Annotated in this window: 18 protein-coding genes and 2 pseudogenes; 7 read left to right on the top strand and 13 right to left on the bottom strand. The window is 61.9% G+C overall.

All coding sequences use genetic code 11. The annotated features are described in order from the left end of the window. Window positions 1–313 precede the first annotated feature (313 nt). The 7 genes and pseudogenes from JQ575_RS35165 to JQ575_RS35195 form a co-directional block, all read right to left on the bottom strand. Window positions 314–1,978, bottom strand: coding sequence for a thiamine pyrophosphate-dependent enzyme (locus tag JQ575_RS35165; RefSeq protein WP_212037799.1), 1,665 nt, complete (start codon window positions 1,976–1,978; stop codon window positions 314–316). A gap of 32 nt (window positions 1,979–2,010) precedes the next feature. Then, window positions 2,011–2,898: a branched-chain amino acid aminotransferase gene (locus JQ575_RS35170; RefSeq protein ID WP_212037800.1), complete on the bottom strand. Its 888-nt coding sequence runs from the start codon at window positions 2,896–2,898 to the stop codon at window positions 2,011–2,013. A gap of 24 nt (window positions 2,899–2,922) precedes the next feature. Beyond that, window positions 2,923–3,803 (bottom strand): annotated as a pseudogene (locus JQ575_RS35175) (acyl-CoA acyltransferase). 101 nt (window positions 3,804–3,904) lie between these two features. Continuing rightward, window positions 3,905–4,993 carry a homoserine O-succinyltransferase gene (locus tag JQ575_RS35180; protein ID WP_249167121.1) on the bottom strand — a complete coding sequence of 363 codons (1,089 nt, stop codon included), beginning with the start codon at window positions 4,991–4,993 and terminating at the stop codon, window positions 3,905–3,907. Next, window positions 4,994–6,268 (bottom strand): O-acetylhomoserine aminocarboxypropyltransferase/cysteine synthase family protein, encoded by a 1,275-nt coding sequence (locus JQ575_RS35185; protein ID WP_212037801.1) that lies wholly within the window; start codon window positions 6,266–6,268, stop codon window positions 4,994–4,996. Between the two features lie 83 nt (window positions 6,269–6,351). Beyond that, a complete protein-coding gene (locus JQ575_RS35190) occupies window positions 6,352–7,305 on the bottom strand; it encodes an amino acid--[acyl-carrier-protein] ligase (protein ID WP_212037802.1) in 954 nt (317 codons plus the stop codon). Window positions 7,306–7,331: 26 nt separating this feature from the next. Further along, window positions 7,332–8,558 (bottom strand): acyl-CoA dehydrogenase family protein, encoded by a 1,227-nt coding sequence (locus tag JQ575_RS35195; RefSeq protein WP_212037803.1) that lies wholly within the window; start codon window positions 8,556–8,558, stop codon window positions 7,332–7,334. A gap of 244 nt (window positions 8,559–8,802) precedes the next feature. On the opposite strand from JQ575_RS35195, the gene JQ575_RS35200 reads away from it, so the two are divergent. The 5 genes from JQ575_RS35200 to JQ575_RS35220 all read left to right on the top strand — a co-directional run bounded on the left by JQ575_RS35200 (window position 8,803) and on the right by JQ575_RS35220 (window position 13,435). After that, window positions 8,803–9,072, top strand: coding sequence for an acyl carrier protein (locus JQ575_RS35200; protein WP_212037804.1), 270 nt, complete (start codon window positions 8,803–8,805; stop codon window positions 9,070–9,072). A 164-nt stretch (window positions 9,073–9,236) separates the two neighbouring features. Then, window positions 9,237–11,054 (top strand): long-chain-acyl-CoA synthetase, encoded by a 1,818-nt coding sequence (locus tag JQ575_RS35205; protein WP_212037818.1) that lies wholly within the window; start codon window positions 9,237–9,239, stop codon window positions 11,052–11,054. A 42-nt stretch (window positions 11,055–11,096) separates the two neighbouring features. Continuing rightward, entirely contained in the window at window positions 11,097–11,342 is a 246-nt protein-coding gene (locus JQ575_RS35210; RefSeq protein WP_212037805.1) for an acyl carrier protein, read from the top strand. After that, window positions 11,329–12,714, top strand: a complete 1,386-nt coding sequence (locus tag JQ575_RS35215) for an AMP-binding protein (RefSeq protein WP_212037806.1) — start codon at window positions 11,329–11,331, stop codon at window positions 12,712–12,714. The genes JQ575_RS35210 and JQ575_RS35215 overlap by 14 nt, the downstream gene beginning before the upstream one ends. Further along, window positions 12,707–13,435, top strand: coding sequence for an SDR family NAD(P)-dependent oxidoreductase (locus JQ575_RS35220; protein ID WP_212037807.1), 729 nt, complete (start codon window positions 12,707–12,709; stop codon window positions 13,433–13,435). The genes JQ575_RS35215 and JQ575_RS35220 overlap by 8 nt, the downstream gene beginning before the upstream one ends. Before the next feature lie 125 nt (window positions 13,436–13,560). Here the strand turns inward: JQ575_RS35220 and JQ575_RS35225 are convergent, their stop codons facing one another. From JQ575_RS35225 to JQ575_RS35235, 5 genes and pseudogenes are all read right to left on the bottom strand, one after another. Further along, window positions 13,561–13,908, bottom strand: a complete 348-nt coding sequence (locus JQ575_RS35225) for a hypothetical protein (protein WP_212037808.1) — start codon at window positions 13,906–13,908, stop codon at window positions 13,561–13,563. A 234-nt stretch (window positions 13,909–14,142) separates the two neighbouring features. Continuing rightward, on the bottom strand, window positions 14,143–14,982 hold the full coding sequence (locus JQ575_RS35230) for a class I SAM-dependent methyltransferase (protein ID WP_212037809.1): 840 nt from the start codon (window positions 14,980–14,982) through the stop codon (window positions 14,143–14,145). Window positions 14,983–15,095: 113 nt separating this feature from the next. Beyond that, window positions 15,096–15,356, bottom strand: a pseudogene (locus tag JQ575_RS45160) (hypothetical protein); the annotation flags it as partial. Window positions 15,357–15,994: 638 nt separating this feature from the next. After that, window positions 15,995–16,219, bottom strand: coding sequence for a DUF6894 family protein (locus JQ575_RS46665; protein WP_409364852.1), 225 nt, complete (start codon window positions 16,217–16,219; stop codon window positions 15,995–15,997). 314 nt (window positions 16,220–16,533) lie between these two features. Continuing rightward, window positions 16,534–16,896: a hypothetical protein gene (locus tag JQ575_RS35235; RefSeq protein WP_212037810.1), complete on the bottom strand. Its 363-nt coding sequence runs from the start codon at window positions 16,894–16,896 to the stop codon at window positions 16,534–16,536. Window positions 16,897–17,157: 261 nt separating this feature from the next. Between JQ575_RS35235 and JQ575_RS35240 the strand changes: the two genes are divergently transcribed. Both JQ575_RS35240 and JQ575_RS35245 read left to right on the top strand, forming a co-directional pair. After that, a complete protein-coding gene (locus JQ575_RS35240; protein WP_212037811.1) occupies window positions 17,158–17,373 on the top strand; it encodes a hypothetical protein in 216 nt (71 codons plus the stop codon). A gap of 810 nt (window positions 17,374–18,183) precedes the next feature. Beyond that, window positions 18,184–18,336: a hypothetical protein gene (locus JQ575_RS35245; protein WP_212037812.1), complete on the top strand. Its 153-nt coding sequence runs from the start codon at window positions 18,184–18,186 to the stop codon at window positions 18,334–18,336. A 131-nt stretch (window positions 18,337–18,467) separates the two neighbouring features. On the opposite strand, the gene JQ575_RS35250 is transcribed toward JQ575_RS35245, so the two are convergent. Continuing rightward, window positions 18,468–19,340 (bottom strand): thioesterase domain-containing protein (locus tag JQ575_RS35250; RefSeq protein ID WP_249167122.1); only part of this gene is annotated, 873 nt, incomplete at its 5' end.

Below are 19,340 nucleotides of genomic sequence, written 5' to 3' on the forward strand. Positions count from 1 at the left end.
CTGCAATCACCTGTCCCATGGTGATATCCTTTTCCAAACCGTCATTTACGCAGTTTTATGCACTTCGCCTGCGCATCCTATTCCTTGCATGAAGGAACCACACCTACCCCTTCGGACTAAGCCTCGGGGCCTTCATCACGTGAAACAGATGGAACGGTACGAACTGGTATCGGCGCTCGCGCTCCATTCCCTCTCACGATTCCTGCTTTTAAATACGCAACTGATATCCGTAGGTAACCCTTCGGAGGTACACCTGGCGGGGGACAATCAGCATCATTGGGCGCACGCGGCCTGAGGACCGCAGATAAACGGCCTACCGGCGCTCCGATGCATCAGCGCGCGCAGCAGCGAGGGATCGATCGGGCGTTTGGCGTACATCAGATCGAACTTCGAGCACTACGGGGCCCTTGGCCGACATTGCTTCCGCGACGACCTCGGCTGCCTGCGCCGCGTTCGTGATCGTATAGCCCTGCGCGCCGAATGCGCGGGCAAGAGCCGCAAAGTCGGGGTTGGACAGGTCGGTACCGCAAGGACGTTGCGGAAACGCTTTCTCCTGATACGAACGGATGGTGCCGTATGATTGGTTGTTGGAGATCACAATCTTGATATTGAGCCGGCGGGCAACGGCTGTTGCCAGCTCGTTCCCGGTCATCAGGAAACCGCCGTCTCCGCAGAACGCGATCACCTGATTGTTCGGATAACGAAGGCTCGCGCTAAATGCAGAAGGAACACCACTGCCCATCGCGCCGCAGGCGGAGCCAAGCAGCCGGGCCGACGGCTGGAAGCGGAAGATGCGATGCACCCAGGCGGCGAAGTTGCCGGAATCGGTCGTGACGATACCATCTGCCGGGAAGCGCCTGGCGATGGCCGCGACAGCATGCCCGAAGACATCAGCGCTGGGGATACCCGACTCGGGCCATGCGTGCACCGCCTCTCGAGTTTTCGCCACGGCTTCAATCCACCCACCGCGCTCGCGCGACACGATCGGCAAGTCGAGCCAGGATTTCAAGAACGGATGCGCCGACGCGACGATTGGAAGATCCGTATGGAAGTGGGTCCCGATCGCATTCGGATCGGGATAGACGTGAACCAGAGGCTGAGACGGCGGCGATTGTCGCGGAAACCGAAAGCCCAGGGAAGACAGGTCGCCGAGCCGCGTTCCAATCGCAACGATCAGATCCGCTCGCTCAAAGAGCGCAACATGCGCTGGCGACGTGAAGAAGCCAAGCTGCCCAATCCAGAGCCGGTGATCGTTCGGAAACAGATCCTGCATCTTGTTGGTGGCGGCGACCGGCAAATTCCAGCCCTCGCTCAGCGCGATCAAGTCCTTGCGAAATTCCGCGGTGCGACACTCTCCTCCGACCAGCAGGATCGGTCGCTCCGCCTTGCCAAGCATGACGGTCGCCTGCTCGACGGCGGCCCGGCTGGGCTCGGCTCGCGCGACGCCGTGAACCCTGGCGGAGAGCGGACCCGCCTCCATCTCGAGAACGTCTTCAGGAAGCTCGATCACCACCGGCCCGGGCGTGCCGCCAAGCGCCACGGAGAATGCGCGCGCCATCATCTCGGGCACCTGGGCCGCCGAATCGATTCTGGTGGACCACTTGATCAGGCCACTGAACGCCCGCCCCGTGTCGATCTCCTGCACTGCGTCGCGATTCAGCTCAAACGTACCGACCTGACCAACGAGCAGTACGAGGGGTATGGCCTCCTGCGAAGCCACATGCAGGCCAAGCGCCGCGTTGGATGCCCCCGGCCCGCGGCTTACCATCGCCACGCCGGCCCGGCCGGTGAGCTTGGCGTCTGCAACTGCGGCAAGACTGGCGCTTCCCTCGTGGCGGCAAGTCACGAGATCGATCTCGTCACGTTCGTACAGCGCGTCAAGGAGCGCAAGAAAGCTTTCGCCAGGTACGCTGAATGCCCGGTCGACGCCGTGCGCGATCAGAGTATCAACGAGTAGATCGGCAACTCGAAAAGCCATGCGACTTGATCTCGGTTGAAAGGTCATCATCATCACGCCGCAAGCTTTACCGCGTGCGCAAATTCCCAATACAGCTTGCGCGCACGCGCGTAGAACGGCCCGGGCGTAAGCTGCCGGTCATCGATCCGAATGACGGGCGCAACCTTGGCAAAATTGCCGGACGAGAAAATCTCGTCCGCCCCAAGGAAATCGGCATAGCGCAGCGTGGCCTCCACCACGGTGACGCCCGAACCGCGCAGGAGTTCGATGACCCGCTGCCGGGTGATGCCGTTCAGGAAGGTGCCGTTCGCCGCCGGCGTGTAGACCACACCGTCTTTCGCCATGAACACGTTGGCATTGCCGAACTCCGCGACGTTGCCGAGCATGTCCAGCATCAGGCAGTTCTGGAAGCCGCGCGAGGCGGCCTCAATCAGCGCCCGCGAACAGTTTGGGTAGAGACAGGCGGCCTTGGCATCGACCGGCGCGCATTCGGCCGTCGGTCTGCGGAACGGCGACAGCGTGATCGCGTTGCCGACAGGCTTCGGGAGCGGCGCTTCGTAGATGCAAAGGCACCAGTCCATTGTCTCCGGATCGAACAGCACGCCGCCGCCCACACCATTCTGCGGCCAATACATCGGGCGGACGTAGAGCTCGACATTGGGCGCGAAGTGCGCGATGCCTTCGCGCGCCAGACCCAGCCACGTTTGGAGATCGACGATCGGCTTGAGCCCGAAGTTGAACGCGGATTGATTGACGCGGGCGCAATGGCGGTCGAGATCGGGCGCAACGCCTTCGAAGGCGCGTGCGCCATCGAACACGGTCGAGCCGAGCCAAAGCCCATGGGTGCGTGGGCCCATGATCGGCACATTGCCCTCGTGCCACTGGCCTTGGTAGAATGTCCATGTCTGCGAATGGCTGACGGACTTGCTGTTGGGAATCATGACGGCTCTCCATTGGCAGCAGAGTTACGGTCCATAGATCACCAGCTCGGTATCCGACAGATCGGCAAGCCGGGGCACCGCGGACCCTTGAAGTATTTGCGGCCGCGCTCTCCCCTGTAGAAGCCGACCAGATCCTTCATGCGGCCGTTGGCATCGAGGGCGACCAGGATCCGGCCGCGCCGGAGCAGAAAGCGGCCGATGGCGCCGGCGCAGGCGACATAGTTGGCCACATCGGGGCAATAGATCAGCCGCATCGCTGGCACGGGGATCCCGCGTTTGCGCATCGGCTGAAGAACGAAGGGGTAGCCGCGGCCGTCGCCCGCGCGGCACACCAGGCTCAGGCAGCCGTAGCCCGCGTGCCGCGCAAGCAGCGCGACGTCGGCGTCGGACAAGCCGTCGACCGCATGTGCGCCCTGCTGAACGACTTCGACGCGCATACTCTTCGTCGGACGCGACAGCCCCGGAAAGGAGAAGAACAAGCCGCCGCAATAGGGGCGGAATCCCTGGGCCTCAATGGTCCGCCAGGTCGAGAAGGCCGGGCTGATGTTGACGTAGGTGACGCGCTTGTGGCGCTGCGCGACGCTGGTCAGCATCGAGGCGTAGTTGCGGAACGCAGGTTCCACATACCAGCTGGAGAGATTGCAGCGGATCGAGGTCCCGTCGTCATCGTCCCGTTCCGTGTAGATCAACAGCAGAACGCCGACGGGCATCCCTTCATGGTCGAGCATATACCCGAAGCGGGGGAAACCATCGGGTACCTCGCGCACGGAAGCGCGCTGGAGTCCGTCCATCCAGTAGTCGCGCGAACGGCGGGCAAAGCCACGCGTCAGAAGATCGGCAATGGCAGCATGGTCGGCCGGTCCTATCTCGCGGCATCGGATCACGGTCCGAACTCCATCATACAATCCGCTCCCGCTTCTTCGTCGGCAGGTCGGCGAGCGAGAGCCCAGCTAGCGGGTCGCGGCCGTTGCTGCGGTTCTCCATGTTGCCCGCACGCATCCATGATCTACGCCGCGGCAGGCCTGGGCCTCGTTCGATAACTTCCGTTGAAGGCAAACGGCTTTGAGCGTCCAGCTCGCTGCGAGGCCATGTACAGCAGCCAGTTGCGGTATATGCGCCGTGCCGGCGGATGCCAGGCGTTTCTCAGATCCTTCGCCAGCTGGTCGACCGGGAAATCTGCGAAAAGCTCCGGACTTCTGTCGGAAAGGGCTTTGCGCCGGAAGGCCGTCAGAATCTCTTCCGCCTCCGAGGCGAAATAGCCGCTCGGTATCGTCGGACAGACCTCGCTCTCGCCGCGGAGGAAACGACCCATGTCCCTTCTGAATTCAGCCAACAGGCTGTGGGTGTCGTACTCCGGATGCCCCTGGAAATTGACGAAGAGGCTCTTCCCCTGTTGCTTGACGAAGCAGTCGACGCCGGCCTCTGCCGACTTGGTGAGAACGGAGTATCCGCAGCTCTCGACAGCCCTCTCTTGCACCTCGTTCCACCGGGCGTGCGGCGTTCTGAAGGTCGCCGGAACGTTGCGCATCAAGGGATGATCTTTCGTCTTCGTTTGAGCGAAGACGCCGATGCATTTGGCGGGCAGCTTGTGGCGCTCCACACCATCCAGGTGCAGGACGGCCCCATGGACGGCCAGACAGGAAAACACCGACGACACGGTGCTCTCCCTGGCCCAATCGATAATTTGGACGAAGCTGGACCAGTATGGTTCTTCCGGCAGGCTGGCGGCTCTCGGTTCGGCGCCGGTCACGATCACACCGTCCAGGCGCCTGTTCAGCAGATCGTCGGTGCCACGGTAGTAGCGACGCACGTAATCGCGCCCCCAGTCCGAACGGGGCGTCGTCTCCATCGTGTAGAAATGCAGCCTGACCAGGAGCTCGCCGGCCGCCGCGCCGAGCAGGTCGAACAGCTGGCGCTCGGTGGACATCAAGGCGGCATCCGACATGTTGTTGATCAGCCCGATGTCGAGGCATTCCTTCCGGTTTCCGGGGGACTCTGCGCCGCTTCCGTTCCGTGCTCTTGAGAAAAGGTGGTGTTCGTACGAGTCTATATTTACTAGGACGGGCATCGGAATGCCTTCATGGTTGACCTGCATTCAATCTGCGGCACGGAGCGCCTGATCGAGGTCGGCGATGATGTCGTCGGAGTGCTCGATACCAACGCTCAGTCTGATCATCTCGGGCCGCACGCCGGCCCGTTCCTGCTCTTCGGGCGACATCTGCCGGTGGGTGGTCGATGCCGGGTGGCAGGCAAGCGATTTCGCGTCCCCGATATTGACCAGCCGCTTGAACAGTTTCAGCGCGTCGTAGAACCTCTTGCCGGCCTCGAACCCTCCGGCCACGCCAAAGGTCAGCAGCGAACACGCGCGGCCGCCCAGATATTTCTGCGTCAGCGCGTGATAGGGGCTATCGTCAAAGCCTGCGTAGTTGACCCATCCGACGCGGCGGTCGTCGCGCAGAAACCGCGCGACCTTCTCGGCATTCTCGACGTGCCGTTCGATCCGCACCGCGACGCTCTCGATGCCCTGGAGCAGCAGGAAGGCGTTAAAGGGGGCCAGGATGGAGCCGGTGGTCCGCTGGGAGACGGCGCGGCAGCGAGCGATGTAGGCGGCGGCCCCGTAGCGCTCGGTGAAGACCAGCCCGTGATAGGATTTCTCCGGCTCGTTCAGCATCGGAAAACGCCGGCGATGCTTCGCCCATGGGAACCTGCCGCTATCGACGATGATTCCGCCGAGCGTGGTGCCGTGCCCGCCCATGAACTTCGTCAGCGACTCTACCACGATGTCCGCTCCGTATTCGATCGGCCTGAGCAGGATCGGGGTAGGAACCGTGTTGTCGACAATCAGCGGTACGCCATGCCTGTGGGCGACCTCGGCGATCGCTTCGATGTCGCAAACGTTTCCGGCCGGATTTCCCACGCTCTCGCAGAACACCGCACGCGTATCGTCGTCGATCAGTTTCTCCATGCTCGCCGGACTGTCGTCTTCCGAGAACCGGACCGTGATGCCCTGCCTCGGCAGGATGTGCGCGAACAGCGTATGTGTGGTGCCGTAGAGCTGCGGGACCGAGACGATGTTGCTGCCCATATCCGCAATGTTGACCACCGAATAGTTCACCGCGGCCTGGCCACACGCCACGCTCATCGCCTCGACGCCTCCTTCCAGGGCGGCAACGCGCTTCTCCAGCACCGCGTTGGTCGGATTGCCGATCCGGGTGTAGCGAAAGCCGTCCACTTCGAGGTTGAAGAGCGCGGCGCCATGGTCGGCACTGTCGAAGGCGTACGAGGCGGTCTGATAGATCGGGACGGCGACGGCTTTGGTGGTCGGATCGTTGTCGAAGCCGCCGTGTACGGCGAGGGTCTCTCTTTTCATGGAGGTTGGCCCTTCGGCTCTTCGGTCGCGGGCTACCTCGGGAGTTCGTTGATGCATTTCAGTTCCTCGAATGCCGACGTCGGCTACCGGTCGTTCCGCGGGAAGCCGAGCAGATCCCTCACCGCGGTCGGCCACCTTGCGACGGACTTGCCGTGGGTATGGAACATGGCGACGGCGAGACGATCCATTCCGAAGGCCACGCAACCAGTATGGGCCGGCTCACCGGTCGCGTCCTTAATGCCCCAGGTGGTGCCGAAGTGATCGCGGTGATAGTTGAAGCTCATACATGCAGTCGGTTTCTCCTCGGAGCGCAAAGGCACCAGCAACTCGAATTTCAGCGACTGCTGCTTTTGGCTCACCGCCATCATCTGGCCGACCCGGCCGAAGAACGGATCGCTGGCATAGTCGACCCTGAAGGCCAGTCCGAGATCGCGGGCGATCTCCTGAGCGCGTACCATCCAACGCTCGCGGAACGCCGAGACGTGGTCGGGGCTGCCGATGCAGACGTATTCGCGCATCCTGAAGGACTGCAGCCGGTCGAGATGGCGCGAGGGCTCGCGACGGAAGCAATCGGCGGCCACGTCGAAACATAAGCCGCCCGCCGGCAGAGGACCCCGGCTCGCCGCGATCGGATAGACCGGATAGCAGGCGGCCGGCGACAGCACGAGGTCGGCCGGTGAAAGTGACATGGTCCAGTCGCCGCCGGCATCGAAACGGCTGACCGCCGCGTCGATTTCACTGTCCGTGCCGTGCAGGCCGCAGACACAGCCGAGCAGGTTCGGAAAGCTCTTCAGATAACCCGACTTCTCAAGTTGCGCGCGGCTCATGACGGGAGGAAAGCGCATCACCTCGGTGTCCGGTTCGCGGTGCCGCGTGATCAGCGCCGCGAGCCGCTCCACGACGTCTTCATAGAGCGCGGTGCGGGCATAGACACCCGGAGAGCCCATCTTGTGGAACAGCACGTCGGCAAGATGGTCCAGCGGATCAGCCTCAGCCTGAGTGACTTCCGCCGGTGCAGCAAACATGGCTACGTTCATATCAACCCCATTTCCTAGAGAAAAAATCAATCGCGCAGTGACGGCGGGACGGCGCTCATCAGAGTGGCGCTACCCATGCTGGCAAGGATGCGATCGTTGTTGATCATGATCGGAGCCGACAGCACGTCGCGGAGATGGCGGCCGACACTGACATCGGTGTCGTTGCGATAGCCGGACAGACCGCACGCGCGCATCGCATGCATGACGACCGTGACCGCGAGTTCCGAGGCCTCCACCTTGAGAAGGTTGATCGAGGACTGGAAATCGATGGACGAAAGCGCGCGCTCGTCATGTTCGCGAGCCGCAAAGGAATCGAGATTTGCGGCGATGATGGCGCGCAGTTTCGTCAGAGTCATCTTGGCGGAGGTAAAATGCGGCGCGCCGGGAGGAAGGTTGCCGCCGGCCCCGCGGGCAGCCTTGCGGATGAAGAGCTGCGCCCGGTCCACTGCCGCAGCCGCGATTCCCGCCCAGACCGACGACCAGCACAGGTGCGCGACGGGCGTCATGGTCTGCGCATGGACCTTCTCGTATGCCACCGGGAATATCTGTTCCGCCGAGCCCTTGAAGCTCAGCTTGAAGCCGGCACTGCAGGTGCCACGCATGCCGAGCGTCTCCCATGCGAGAGTTTGCTCCAGCGTGTAGTCGTCGCGTGTGATGGCCAACAATACCTGATCGGATCCGGTGGCGTCGTCGGAGCGGCGGGCGATGGTTACGATGCCGTCCGCCTCGGCGCCGTAGGAAATCACTGTCGCGTCGCGCACCAGCGATATCTCGGCGCCCTCGTGCTCCACCGCGGCCGAGCTGAAGCGAATGTTTCCGCCGTTCTGGCCTTCCGTGGTCGAAGACGCCAGGAGCATTTGTTCGGCCGCCACGCGGCGCATCAGCCTTTCGTGCCAGCTGCTGCCCGCGCCGTGACGGACCAGACAGGCGATCTTGGTCTGATGCATCGCGAAGATCATCCCGGCCGAAGCGCAGGCGCGTCCGAGCGCGTAGCACATGTCGGCCACCTCGGAGATCGACGCGCCGTCGCCGCCGAACTCGATCGGGATTTGGGCGCCTAGAAGTCTTTCCGCGCGTGCAGCGTCGATCGCCTTCTGCGGGAAGCGCGCTTCGCGGTCGACCGCTACGGCCTCCGACGCCGCGGCCTCCGCGACGGCGGCAGCCCGCTGCTGGAACGAAGCGCGATCGGGAGAGAATGGCACTCGGCCGGCTTCCCGAGCGAGATTGCGGAACTGGACTTCCTGCACATTCATGGCCCAACAGCTCCCATTTAGATGGTTTGATGGTCGAAGACCCGACGGGTCGAGACGAATTCCGCGAGTGCGATGGCGGCAATCTAACCGACCGCAGTTGCGGAGTCGGCGGCGCAAAGGTGGATGTTAGCGAGAACGTGCTCCCAAGCGGGGTACCCCCGAAGTGGAGCTACTGACCTGAGCTGCAGTCAGGTATCGTCACGTCCATCATGATCTGCCCCGTCACGCGATGAGTGGAGCTGAAATGCAAGACTTTGCCGCAAACGTCCAAGAGCGTGTTCTTTCCGTCGTCAGGCACGTCCTCGCGCAGAACGCTATCATCGCGGATGTCCACCCGGAATCCCGGCTGGTGGATATCGGACTGGACTCGATGGATATGGTCGCGCTGATGCTCAAGGTCGAAGCCGAGTTCGATCTCACCCTTCCCCAGCCCGAGATCACGCCCGAGAATTTCCAATCGGTGAAGACGCTGGAGGTTATGATCCTCAACCAACTCGGACCCGCGACGGGATAAGGGAGTTGGACAGAGATGCGTCTTGTGCGATCGAGCGAAACCTCATCGACAGTGATCGCAAGATCGCGCGCGGTCCGGTGCGCCTCGTCACGCCTTCCGCCGCAGCTGTACTGCCTCGCGACCTGGTCGGCGCGAGCAACGATCGAAATCACCTGGGTCAGATCATGAAAGCAGGCGCACTCCAGCGGGCGACTGAAAGCGGCGACCCGCGACATAGACCGTCTGCCACCAAAGCCTGGCTGAAGGCCATCGAACTGACCTCGCGGATCGACGCCGAGCCGCAACGGCTATTCGCCGACGTCGTGGAAGAATGGGCGAAACGGCAACCCGAACGCCCTGCACTGCTCTCGGACCGCCAATCCTTCACCTATGGGGAGCTCAGCGCCCGGATCAGCCAATATGCGCGCTGGGCGCGGAGCCTGGGCGTCCGCGCCGGCGACACCGTCTGTCTGCTGATGCCGAACCGGCCGGAGTACGTTGCCTGCTGGCTCGGAATCAGCAGCGTCGGCGGTACGGTGGCGCTAATCAACACCCGGCTGGTCGGCCGGTCCCTTGCCCATTGCATCGACGTCGCGCGTGCCGACCACATCGTTCTTGCCGCCGATTGCATGAATGCGTTCGAAGCCGCACGTCCGCACCTGGATCGCGTGCCCCAGATCTGGAGACTGGGTCCCGGCAGCACTGGCGCCGATCTGGATGCGGCGCTCGCCGGCACGGATCCACGCCCGCTGTCCTCCGTCGAGCGCGGCGACGTCACGATCAATCAACGCGCCCTGCTGATCTACACCTCGGGCACCACGGGATTGCCAAAGGCGGTAAACGTCAGTCATCGCCGCATCCTCAGCTGGGGCGGATGGTTTGCCGGGCTGACAGACGCTTCCATCCACGACCGCCTTTACAATTGCCTGCCGCTTCATCATTCGGTGGGTGGTGTCGTCGCACCTTGCAGCATGCTTCGCGCCGGCGGTTCAGTCGTGATCGCCGAGAAGTTCTCCGCGGAAGACTTCTGGGACGACATCATGTATTTCGACTGCACCGTCTTCCAGTATATCGGTGAACTCTGCCGCTACCTTCTGAACGCACCGGCGTCGGGGCTGGAGGTCGGACACGGGCTGCGGCTCGCCGTCGGCAACGGATTGCGCGGCGACATCTGGGAGGCGTTCGCGAAGCGGTTCGCGATTCCGCAGATCCTGGAGTTCTACGCCGCGACGGAAGGTAATTTTTCGCTGTTCAACTTCGAGGGAAAACCCGGCGCGATCGGCCGTATCCCGCCGCTGCTGGCGCATCGCTTTCCCGCCTCGATCGTGAAGGTCGATGCCGACAGCGGCAGTCCGGTCCGCGGCGACGACGGGCTCTGCATCGCCTGCACCCACGGCGAGGTCGGCGAGGCGATCGGGCGCATCGGCACCGCAGATCGGGGCGGCGGACCTTTCGAAGGCTATACGGAGCCGGCCGAGACCGAGAAGAAGATTCTCCGCAACGTGTTTGCGGAAGGCGATGCCTGGTTCCGGACGGGCGATCTGATGCTTCGGGATCAGCAGGGCTACTTCTATTTCGTCGACCGGGTCGGCGATACCTTCCGTTGGAAGGGCGAGAACGTCGCAACCAGCGAGGTGAACGACGCGATCAGGGACTGCCCCGGCGTTATTGACGCCTCAACCTACGGGGCCGCCGTCCCCGGCGCCGACGGCCGCGCCGGCATGGCGGCCTTGGTCGTGAACCAGCATTTCGATCTTGGGATCTTCGCCGAACACCTGTCGCGCCGGCTCCCGGTCTATGCCATTCCGGTCTTCGTCAGGTTCTGCGGGGAACTCGACGCCACCGAGACCTTCAAAAGGAACAAGCAGCGGTTGATCCGCGAGGGATTTGATCCTTCCGTCGTGAGCGACCGGCTGTTCCTGCGCGATCCGGCGACCCGCACCTATCGTTCGATCGACCGGGCCGTCTACGCGCGCGTCGCGGAGGGCGGAATCAGGTTTTAGCATCGGCTCGAAGAGCCGTTTTTTGGAAGAGGTGAGGTGTTCATGTCGGTAAAGTTGAAGATTTTCTCGGCGATGCAGCAGATCGCTGAAGAGCAAAAGGTCACCCTTCCGCCGCTCCGGGATGATCTGGCGCTGCAGGACACCGGGTTCGATTCTCTGGCGTTCGCGATCCTGGTCGCACGGCTGGAGGACGATCTCGGCATCGATCCGTTCACCATCGCGGAGGACGCCGCCTTCCCGTCGACAGTCGGCGAATTCATCAGAGCGTACGAGAATGTCCCAGCCTGACGTCTTAGCGCTTCGCGAATATCTCGGCCCGGAGCTGAAGGGCCGCACGATTTCCGATGCCCGGCACGTCATATCGCTGACCGACATTCTCGGGTACAGCTGTCTGATCGGCAGATATCGCGAGCTGTCCGGCCGCTCGGTGCTGCTTGCGACGTCGGGACAGCTGCAGTCTGCGCTCGCGATGATCGAGCTCGACGGCGTCGCTCGCCGCATGCTTCTGTGCCCGCCCGACCTCAATCCGGATCACATCGAGGGCCTGCTTGCGGGTGCCGAGATCGACGCCATCGTGACCGACAGGCCGCTGCACCGATGCGATGATGGCGCGCATCTGGTCGTCGGCGCCGGTCTGCCTGAACGGCCGGGTGCGGGATGGAAGACCGAACGCGCGACCGAGTGGCTGATGCTGACCTCGGGCACATCCGGGCCGCCCAAAATCGTCGGCCATACGCTCGACGGGCTGGCCGGCGCGATCATCGCCGACGGTGCTGCGCGCTACCAGAACGCGACCTGGGCGACGTTCTACGACATCCGTCGCTACGGCGGCCTGCAGATCTTCCTGCGCGCGGTGATCGGCGGCGGATCGATGGTGCTGTCGGAGCCCAAGGAAGCAACCGTCGATCACGTGGCACGGCTGCGCGCGGGCGGCGTCACCCACATTTCCGGGACACCGTCGCATTGGCGCAAGCTCCTGATGAGCAGCGCGGTCGCGGACTTCTCGCCACGCTATGTCCGCCTGTCCGGCGAAATCGCCGACCAGGCGGTGCTCGACGGCCTCGCCCGGGCGTTTCCGCATGCGTCGATCGGCCATGCCTATGCTTCGACCGAGGCCGGCGTTGGTTTCGCGGTCAACGACGGGCGCGAGGGTTTTCCCGCCGACCTGATCGGGCAGAACCGCGACGGCGTCGAGATGAAGGTCGTCGACGGCTCGCTTCGGATCCGCTCTCACCGCACGGCGCGCTCCTATGTCGGCTCCGGCGCGCCGCAGCTCACCGACGCCGAGGGCTTCGTCGACACCGGTGACTTGGTCGAACTGCGCGACGAGCGCTACTACTTTGTCGGCCGACGCACCGGCATCATCAACATCGGCGGGCTGAAGGTCCATCCCGAGGAGGTCGAGACCGTGATCAATCGACACGAGTCCGTGCGAATGTCGCGCGCGCGGTCGCGCAGAAGCCCGATCACTGGTGCCATCGTGGTCGCCGACATCGTCCTCGCCGACGGCACCGACGCTGGCCGCCACGAGACGATCCGTACGGAGATTCTCAGCCGGTGCAACGACGCGCTGGCAGCATACAAGGTGCCTGCGGTGATCCGCTTCGTCGAGCGGCTGGATCTCACGGCAGCCGGCAAACTGACGCGCGCCGATGCATAATGTCCTCGTCACTGGCGGCAGTCGCGGCATCGGGCTTGCGATTGCACGCAGGCTTGCCGCATCCGGCGACTACAATGTGGTGGCGGTCGCGCGCCGCGAGAGCGAGGAGCTGGGACAGGCCATCCGCGAGGCGGGAGCGGACCGCCTCCACTTCAGGGCGTTCGATCTCGGCCAGACCGACAAGATTCCCACCTTCGTGAAGGAGCTGCGCGACGCCTTCGGCGCGATCTACGGCCTCGTCAACAATGCCGGGATCAGCAGCGAAGGGCTGCTGGCCAACACGCGCAATTCCGAGATCGAGGCGTTGATCCGTCTGAACGTGCTGTCGCCGATCGTTCTGACCAAATACGTGGTGCGCCATATGATGGCCGACGGCGCCGGGCGCATCGTCAACATCTCCTCCATCATCGCCACGACCGGTTACAACGGCCTGTCCGTCTACGGCGCGTCCAAGGCAGCGGCCGGCGGATTCACCCGTTCGCTATCCCGCGAGGTCGGCAAGCTCGGCATCACCGTAAACGCGATCGCGCCCGGCTTCGTCGACACCGAATTGACCAAGTCCCTGGACGACGACGGCCGCCGGCGGATCGCCGGCCGCAGCGCGTTGCGCCGCCTGCCCGAGGCCGACGACATCGCTTCGATGGTCGAGTATCTGCTGGGCGAAGGCGGCCGGAACATCACCGGCACTGTGCTGACGGTGGACGCCGGCAACACCGCCTAGAGCATTATCGGTTCTGATTGAATCAGAACCGAGCTCTAGACTCTTGTTTTGACGCGTTTTCTTCACGCGAACCGGTATCCACTGCGCTCGAAAACGCTCTAGACGCCGCCGGCCCTCACCTCGGCCTACCCTGGCACGCCGGGAAAGTAGCGACTGAAAACTTCCCGAACAGCGATCAGACTGCCAAGCTGGCGCTCCAGCTCCTGCACGCGGTTTTCGCCGGCGATCATCTGCGACTCGTATTCCTTGATCATGGACGCGTCTTTGGCATCCCGGGTCAGATATTCTTCGTAGTCCGTGCCCGCGGCAAAGGAAGCCAGATCGCGGGCCGCATCTACTCGCCCACGCAACGCGTCCCTCTCCTTCTGAACTGACGCAACCGCGGCGCTGATCGCGGCCGAAATCGAACCGAACCGTTCGCTGTCGGTCTGAGCATCGCGTTCAGCGGCACGAACCTTGAAACCTCGAATCATAGCCGGTCTCCTTGTCACACCAGCTTCGTCGCATCATCGACCCTTTTCACCGGGCGCCAGAAGATAGCGGCACGTCAACACAGCCTGCTGCGGTGGCGTACGGGAGGCAGGTGATGGCTGCGTGCTGAAGGCCGCAACCCACTGGCGCAAGGCCCACGATCTTGGTGCCAAACTTCGACTACGACGCGAGTTACGACAAATTCCGCAGCAATCCGCCGCTCTTGTGATCTCATCTCATAGCGTCGGTCGCTTCCACTCTCGTAAACCAGACGCCGGAGGTTTGCGCACGAGGATTTCGACCGTCTGAAAGAGCGTAACTGCCAGGCCCACAACCCGTTTGAGCGATGAAGGCAGAACGGAGAGACGGCGCAACGCCGGATGCTCGGCGGCCACCGGCGTGACCACGAGCCCCACCTTGGCAAAACTGTGCCGCACTTCGCGCATCGGGCGATAGAACGTCTCATTGAGAACGAAATCGTAATACTCCTGAGCCTTTCTTCCGAAGGATGCCGCCGCAAGCCGGTCCCACTTGGGTTCGATTCCACAGGCGAGGCAAGCTGCGATCGCCCACTTGCGAGTCGGGTTCTTGGGCAGCCAATGGACGAATGGCATGAACAGATGCGGCTCGATCGGGCGCAGTTTGCCGGGATAAACGTGAAAGCCGCATCCGTCCGGAACAGTCACCCGGGCAATCTCGCGCGTCACCGCGTCGAGGTCAGCGACGTGCTCAAGCACGTAGTGTGTGAACACGAAGTGGAAGAAGTTCGGCGGCAGATCGGTCTCGCCGCTCGCTCGAAGGGTCGTGATCACGCGGCTGTAATCGTGTCCGTGGGCCTTGAGCAGATCCTCGCCCCGGTCGGCGGCTTCACGGCGGATTTCTGCGCCGAAGGCGTTGTAGCCAGCATCGCGCAACCAGCACACATATTCCCCTCGTCCGCTGCCCCAATCGAGGACGTTCATCTCATCCCGTTTGACGCCAAGCCGCTCACGGGTCGCCTCGAGATACCGCACCACCTCGGCGTTCGGCCGAAAGGCCGCGAACTCGGCTTCGGTCAGTCGATCGGAGTAACTCAACTGGATTTCCTCGGCAAAGCGGCATCAATATTTTCGAAGAAGGGGGATTCCCGCTTGCGGATGCCAAGCATCATTTTAGCAAAGATTGGGAGCGGTCAGCCGACATTTCCGGATTACCCCGTTAGAGCAATCGCCGATTTTTGGTAACGGAACGGGCAGGCGGCAGCGGCTTGAGCTTGCGATCTAACGACCTCGATTCCGTAGGCTAACCTTACTCCGAGGATAATTTTCGGCACCGGTTAAGGCCATCGACACGGCGCCAGCTTCTCTCAACGGCCTCCGCGAGCTTGAAGATCATGGCCAACGCGGTCTTGTTCGAGAGACATCCCTTCTAGCGGACGGTGCGGGTGACGAACCGTCGCGAACGCGCTTTCATCCAACGACCGCGGCTCCTTGGAGATGTCGGTCCCAGCGCCGCGATGCCCATCTTGCGCATCAACCGCTGCACGCCTGCCGAACGGCAGCAGGGAGGGGATTTGTTAGAATGAGCAGGTGACGACTTGTCAGAATGACAAGCGATCAACCGGCTAACCTATTGAAGACATTGGTGGGCGCACCAGGCTCGAACCTGGGACCCGATGATTAAGAGTCCCGATGATCACCTGATCTATCAACGGCATGCGCGCAAACCGGATCAATTGGGGGCCCTTGATTTCGTTTCGGGTTTGGTTGGGCTGCAAACTAAAATGCCTAGCTTTGCCCCCGTAACGATGACGCTCACAGGTCTCTGTTAAGCTTCCGCCTTCCCCAATGTGGGTCGATTGACCTGCCGAACCTCGTGGCGTTGCCTTCAGCGTCGCCATACGCGCCAAAAGATACGAATGCCTTGCCATCCACTTCAGAAAACTCGCCGGCCAGATTGAAAAGGCGATCGCGGAGCCGCCAGAGTGAGGCCACAGTAGACGGGCCTCCTCACTGCAACACAACCTCAACGACCGCGTTTGGCGGAGCGCGGTCGCCCGGCCGAAGAACCTCCAGGTCCCACGAATCGTTTGGTCTCAATTCAGCCGGCTTATCGGAACTCCAGCTTGGCGTGCATTACCTCGCCTAGCTCGTCTCTGACCCAAATCGTGATCTCCGATACCGTCCGCCCAGTGCGCATCAGATCGCGCCCTAAGTTGCAAAGTGCCAAGCCAGCTTCCACACGAGCGGCATCGAGGTCGGCAGATCGCTCGCCTTCCTCATCAACGGACCGTGGCGCGTTCCCTATTTGAATGCCGAAATAATATAGACCCATGTGAGCCAAGACCCCGATCCAGGAGTTCGTTCCGGCGCTTGCCTCCCGCTTGGAACAGCGCCCTGTGTCTGGAATTAACCCCACGTCATACGCCGTGAACGTTGCGATGCGTGGAAATAGGAACAGGTCTTGGGCGGAGGAAGATGATGCTGACTGCTTGTATTACGAGACAGCGGCACATCTTATCTTTCGATAGAGGTGGCCATGAGACGCTCGGCCTCTGCGATTAGAGGTCGTCTGTGCATTGTCCGGGCCAGGGCGAGATCCACCCCAAAGTCGCTGAAGGCCGATGCGTAGCGCCGCGTTCGAGCTTGCTAGGGCCGCGCAATCAGAACAGAAACTGTACGTGAATTACTGTAGGTATGTCCCAAATCCGCCGCGCTTAGTGCCGGAGTAACGCAGATCCCGTTCGGGTAACCGAAGTCTCCGACCGGGAACGTCGTTCCAACTGCGTGCACGGTTCCAATCCGTGCAGAGCCATTTGGGCTGCAAATCACATGCGCCACCCTGATCCCCGCGTATTTCCCCGATTGCTGGCTGGCGGGAATGGTTTCGCCCCAGTGACAGGGGATTTTCAAAATGATTACTCTCAAAATCACCGCTATTTTGGCCATCTGTGCAGGAATATTGATCGCGCTGGCATCGAGCGAATTCGGCCCCGAACTCGTTCTCGCCATTGTCAGCCTCGTATAAGGCTCCGTTTTCGCGGGCAAAGAAAAATAACTGCCCCGGCGGGCCTGTTATTGCGTCTCATGCCGACAGGTGGGACGCAGAGAGCCTTGGTCGGGATTACCCCGGAATGGATGCAACTCTGATCGAGATTTCTGGCAAAAATTTAAATGCGGGATCTTGACTGAAGCCGGCCTTCGCCTAATTTTTCTCGAGGGCCCGTCCCCTCTACCGAAGGAAAGCTGGCGACCGTCAGAGGAATGACGACGATGATCGACGAACAATTGGCCCGCTTGCGCGCACACCGCAATAACATCAGCCGTTACCGCGGGCTCCTCAAGACAATCCTGACAGACTTAGAGCGCGCCTTCATCGAACGCCGCTTGGCAGAAGAGCAGTCGGCGTTTCAGGCGTTGGCTGCAGGTACGTGTCCCCTCACCCTCAATTTGCGTCGTGACGTGTGCAACGAACATTCAGTTGCGTAATTTGTTGAGGGGAGATCGTTTGAACGTGACACGGCGTCGATGCCGCTACCTCAAGGTTTAGATTCGCATTTCCGGCTCCCTCGACTAACTAAGCCGCATGCGTACATCATCGTTTGAACCGTGCATCCCGACCCGCGCCAGTAAATTTCCCACTTCCAAGGCGTGGCTGCACGAGGTAAAACATGACCTTACGGCCTGCGGCAACCATCGAAATTCTGTCATAGTGGTGAATGGTCGATCGTAACGCCCACCCCTTGCGAGGTGGGCGCTTCGCTTTAACGATCAGTCTTTCTTGGGTAGAATCGGAGTTGCTGTTAGCATTCGGATGTTCCATTTGCCGTCTGCTTTGACATAGACGGCGGTCCAAGTACCCGATGCATCCAGCGCATCGCCCTTGTCGTTCTTGCCGGTGATGTGGAATTGCCCACCGCGGCTGGGGTATCGTTATCGACCTGCCACACCTCTTCGACCGTGGAATTGAGCTTGTTAAAACCCGCCTTGAAAGTACCGGCATAAGCGGTCGCGACGTCATGCTTCCCGGCTGGGTTGATAGAAACGCCATCCCTCGTGTAGAGCCTGGCAACGCACGCGGGGTCCTGCTTGCCAAAGCAATATAGGCGGAAGCTATTTTGCTGACTTCCTGCTTCATATCATCGGCAGATGCTGGAGCCGAAAGCGCAAATGGGATGCTCAATTGCCGGCGTGAACCGGCGGGCTTGTTGGCTATTCGGCCTTGGCCTCGAGATCTTCGCGTAGCACGCGGGCACGTTCTCTGATGGTCGTCACGTTCGCCCAGTGTGGGTCAGCGGCATGTCAGACGACGCAGCCAGATTCCGTAATCAAGCGGATGAATGCCGAGAGCAAGCCGAACGCGCGATCAACCCGCTCGACAAAGAACGATGGCTGCGCCTTTCTGAGGAATGGCTGAAGATGACGGCGTCGGCTGAGAAAAGACAACGGTAAGCCGCCTTAGTTGGCGGGATCGTGCTGGCAAATGGGCAAACGGCCCCGGCGCGGAGACCACCACCGCACTAAGGCCGCCGACCCAGTGGGGGTTTTCTACCGGTAGAGTAAGGCCCCTTCCGGGAGAACCTCTAAGGGTTGGCGGCCTCAGAAGGCGCGCCGCCAACGAGACCGTCAATTCTTGGCCGCAGATGATCGACCAGCAGTTCCGCGCCAATGGTCAGGCAGTCACTATGTCCCCCCGGCACCTCGATCACGTCGAGTTGAGCACAGACATGCCGCCATGCCCGCCCGTCGTGGTCGGCCGCGTAAAAAGTCACAGGGACCTCGAGCGGTGCCGGAAGATATTGCGACATTGCGAATGAATAAGCGTCCCATAACACCGGCGGAATCTCGTTATTGGGAATGGAAAAAGTGCTATACAGCCTGGCTATCGTAATCGGCTTGCTCGTTGGCGCCTTGAAGAACCGCTCCAGCCGCGCCATTTGTTCATAGGTCCAGCGCAGACAGTAAGGCGAGACTATCGGCTTCATCAGTGCGATGATTGTCCGCGGCACCGGACGGGCACTGATGGTCGGCGGGTCGACCATCGCAACCATATCAACCATGTGGCCGGCGGCCATCAGCAGGCGGGCTGTTTCAAACGCCACCATCGCGCCGTTGCATTTACCGCCCAGGAGGAAAGGACCGCTGCTCTGCCTTTCTAGAATAAGTGGCAGCCGGTCGGCGGCCATCTTCTCGATCGACGGCGGAATCGACTCCCCCCGAAGGCCGTGGGGATCGATGGAGAGTATGTGGCAATCGGGCCCGAAAAGCTCCACCATCCGCCGCATACCCGCGTGGCCGCTGACGAAGTTCCCGTTGAAAAAGAAAAGTGGAGGCCGATCGCCACTGGCACCGAACTGGAAGAACGGCGTCGCCGGGGTGCCTGTCTGCATGGCGATTCTTGGGGCAAGTTGGCGGATCGTTTCTGCCCCGTACAGAATCGTTTCCGGTACGCGCTG

This window comes from Bradyrhizobium sp. JYMT SZCCT0428, from assembly GCF_018131075.1.
Taxonomy (GTDB): Bacteria; Pseudomonadota; Alphaproteobacteria; order Rhizobiales; family Xanthobacteraceae; genus Bradyrhizobium.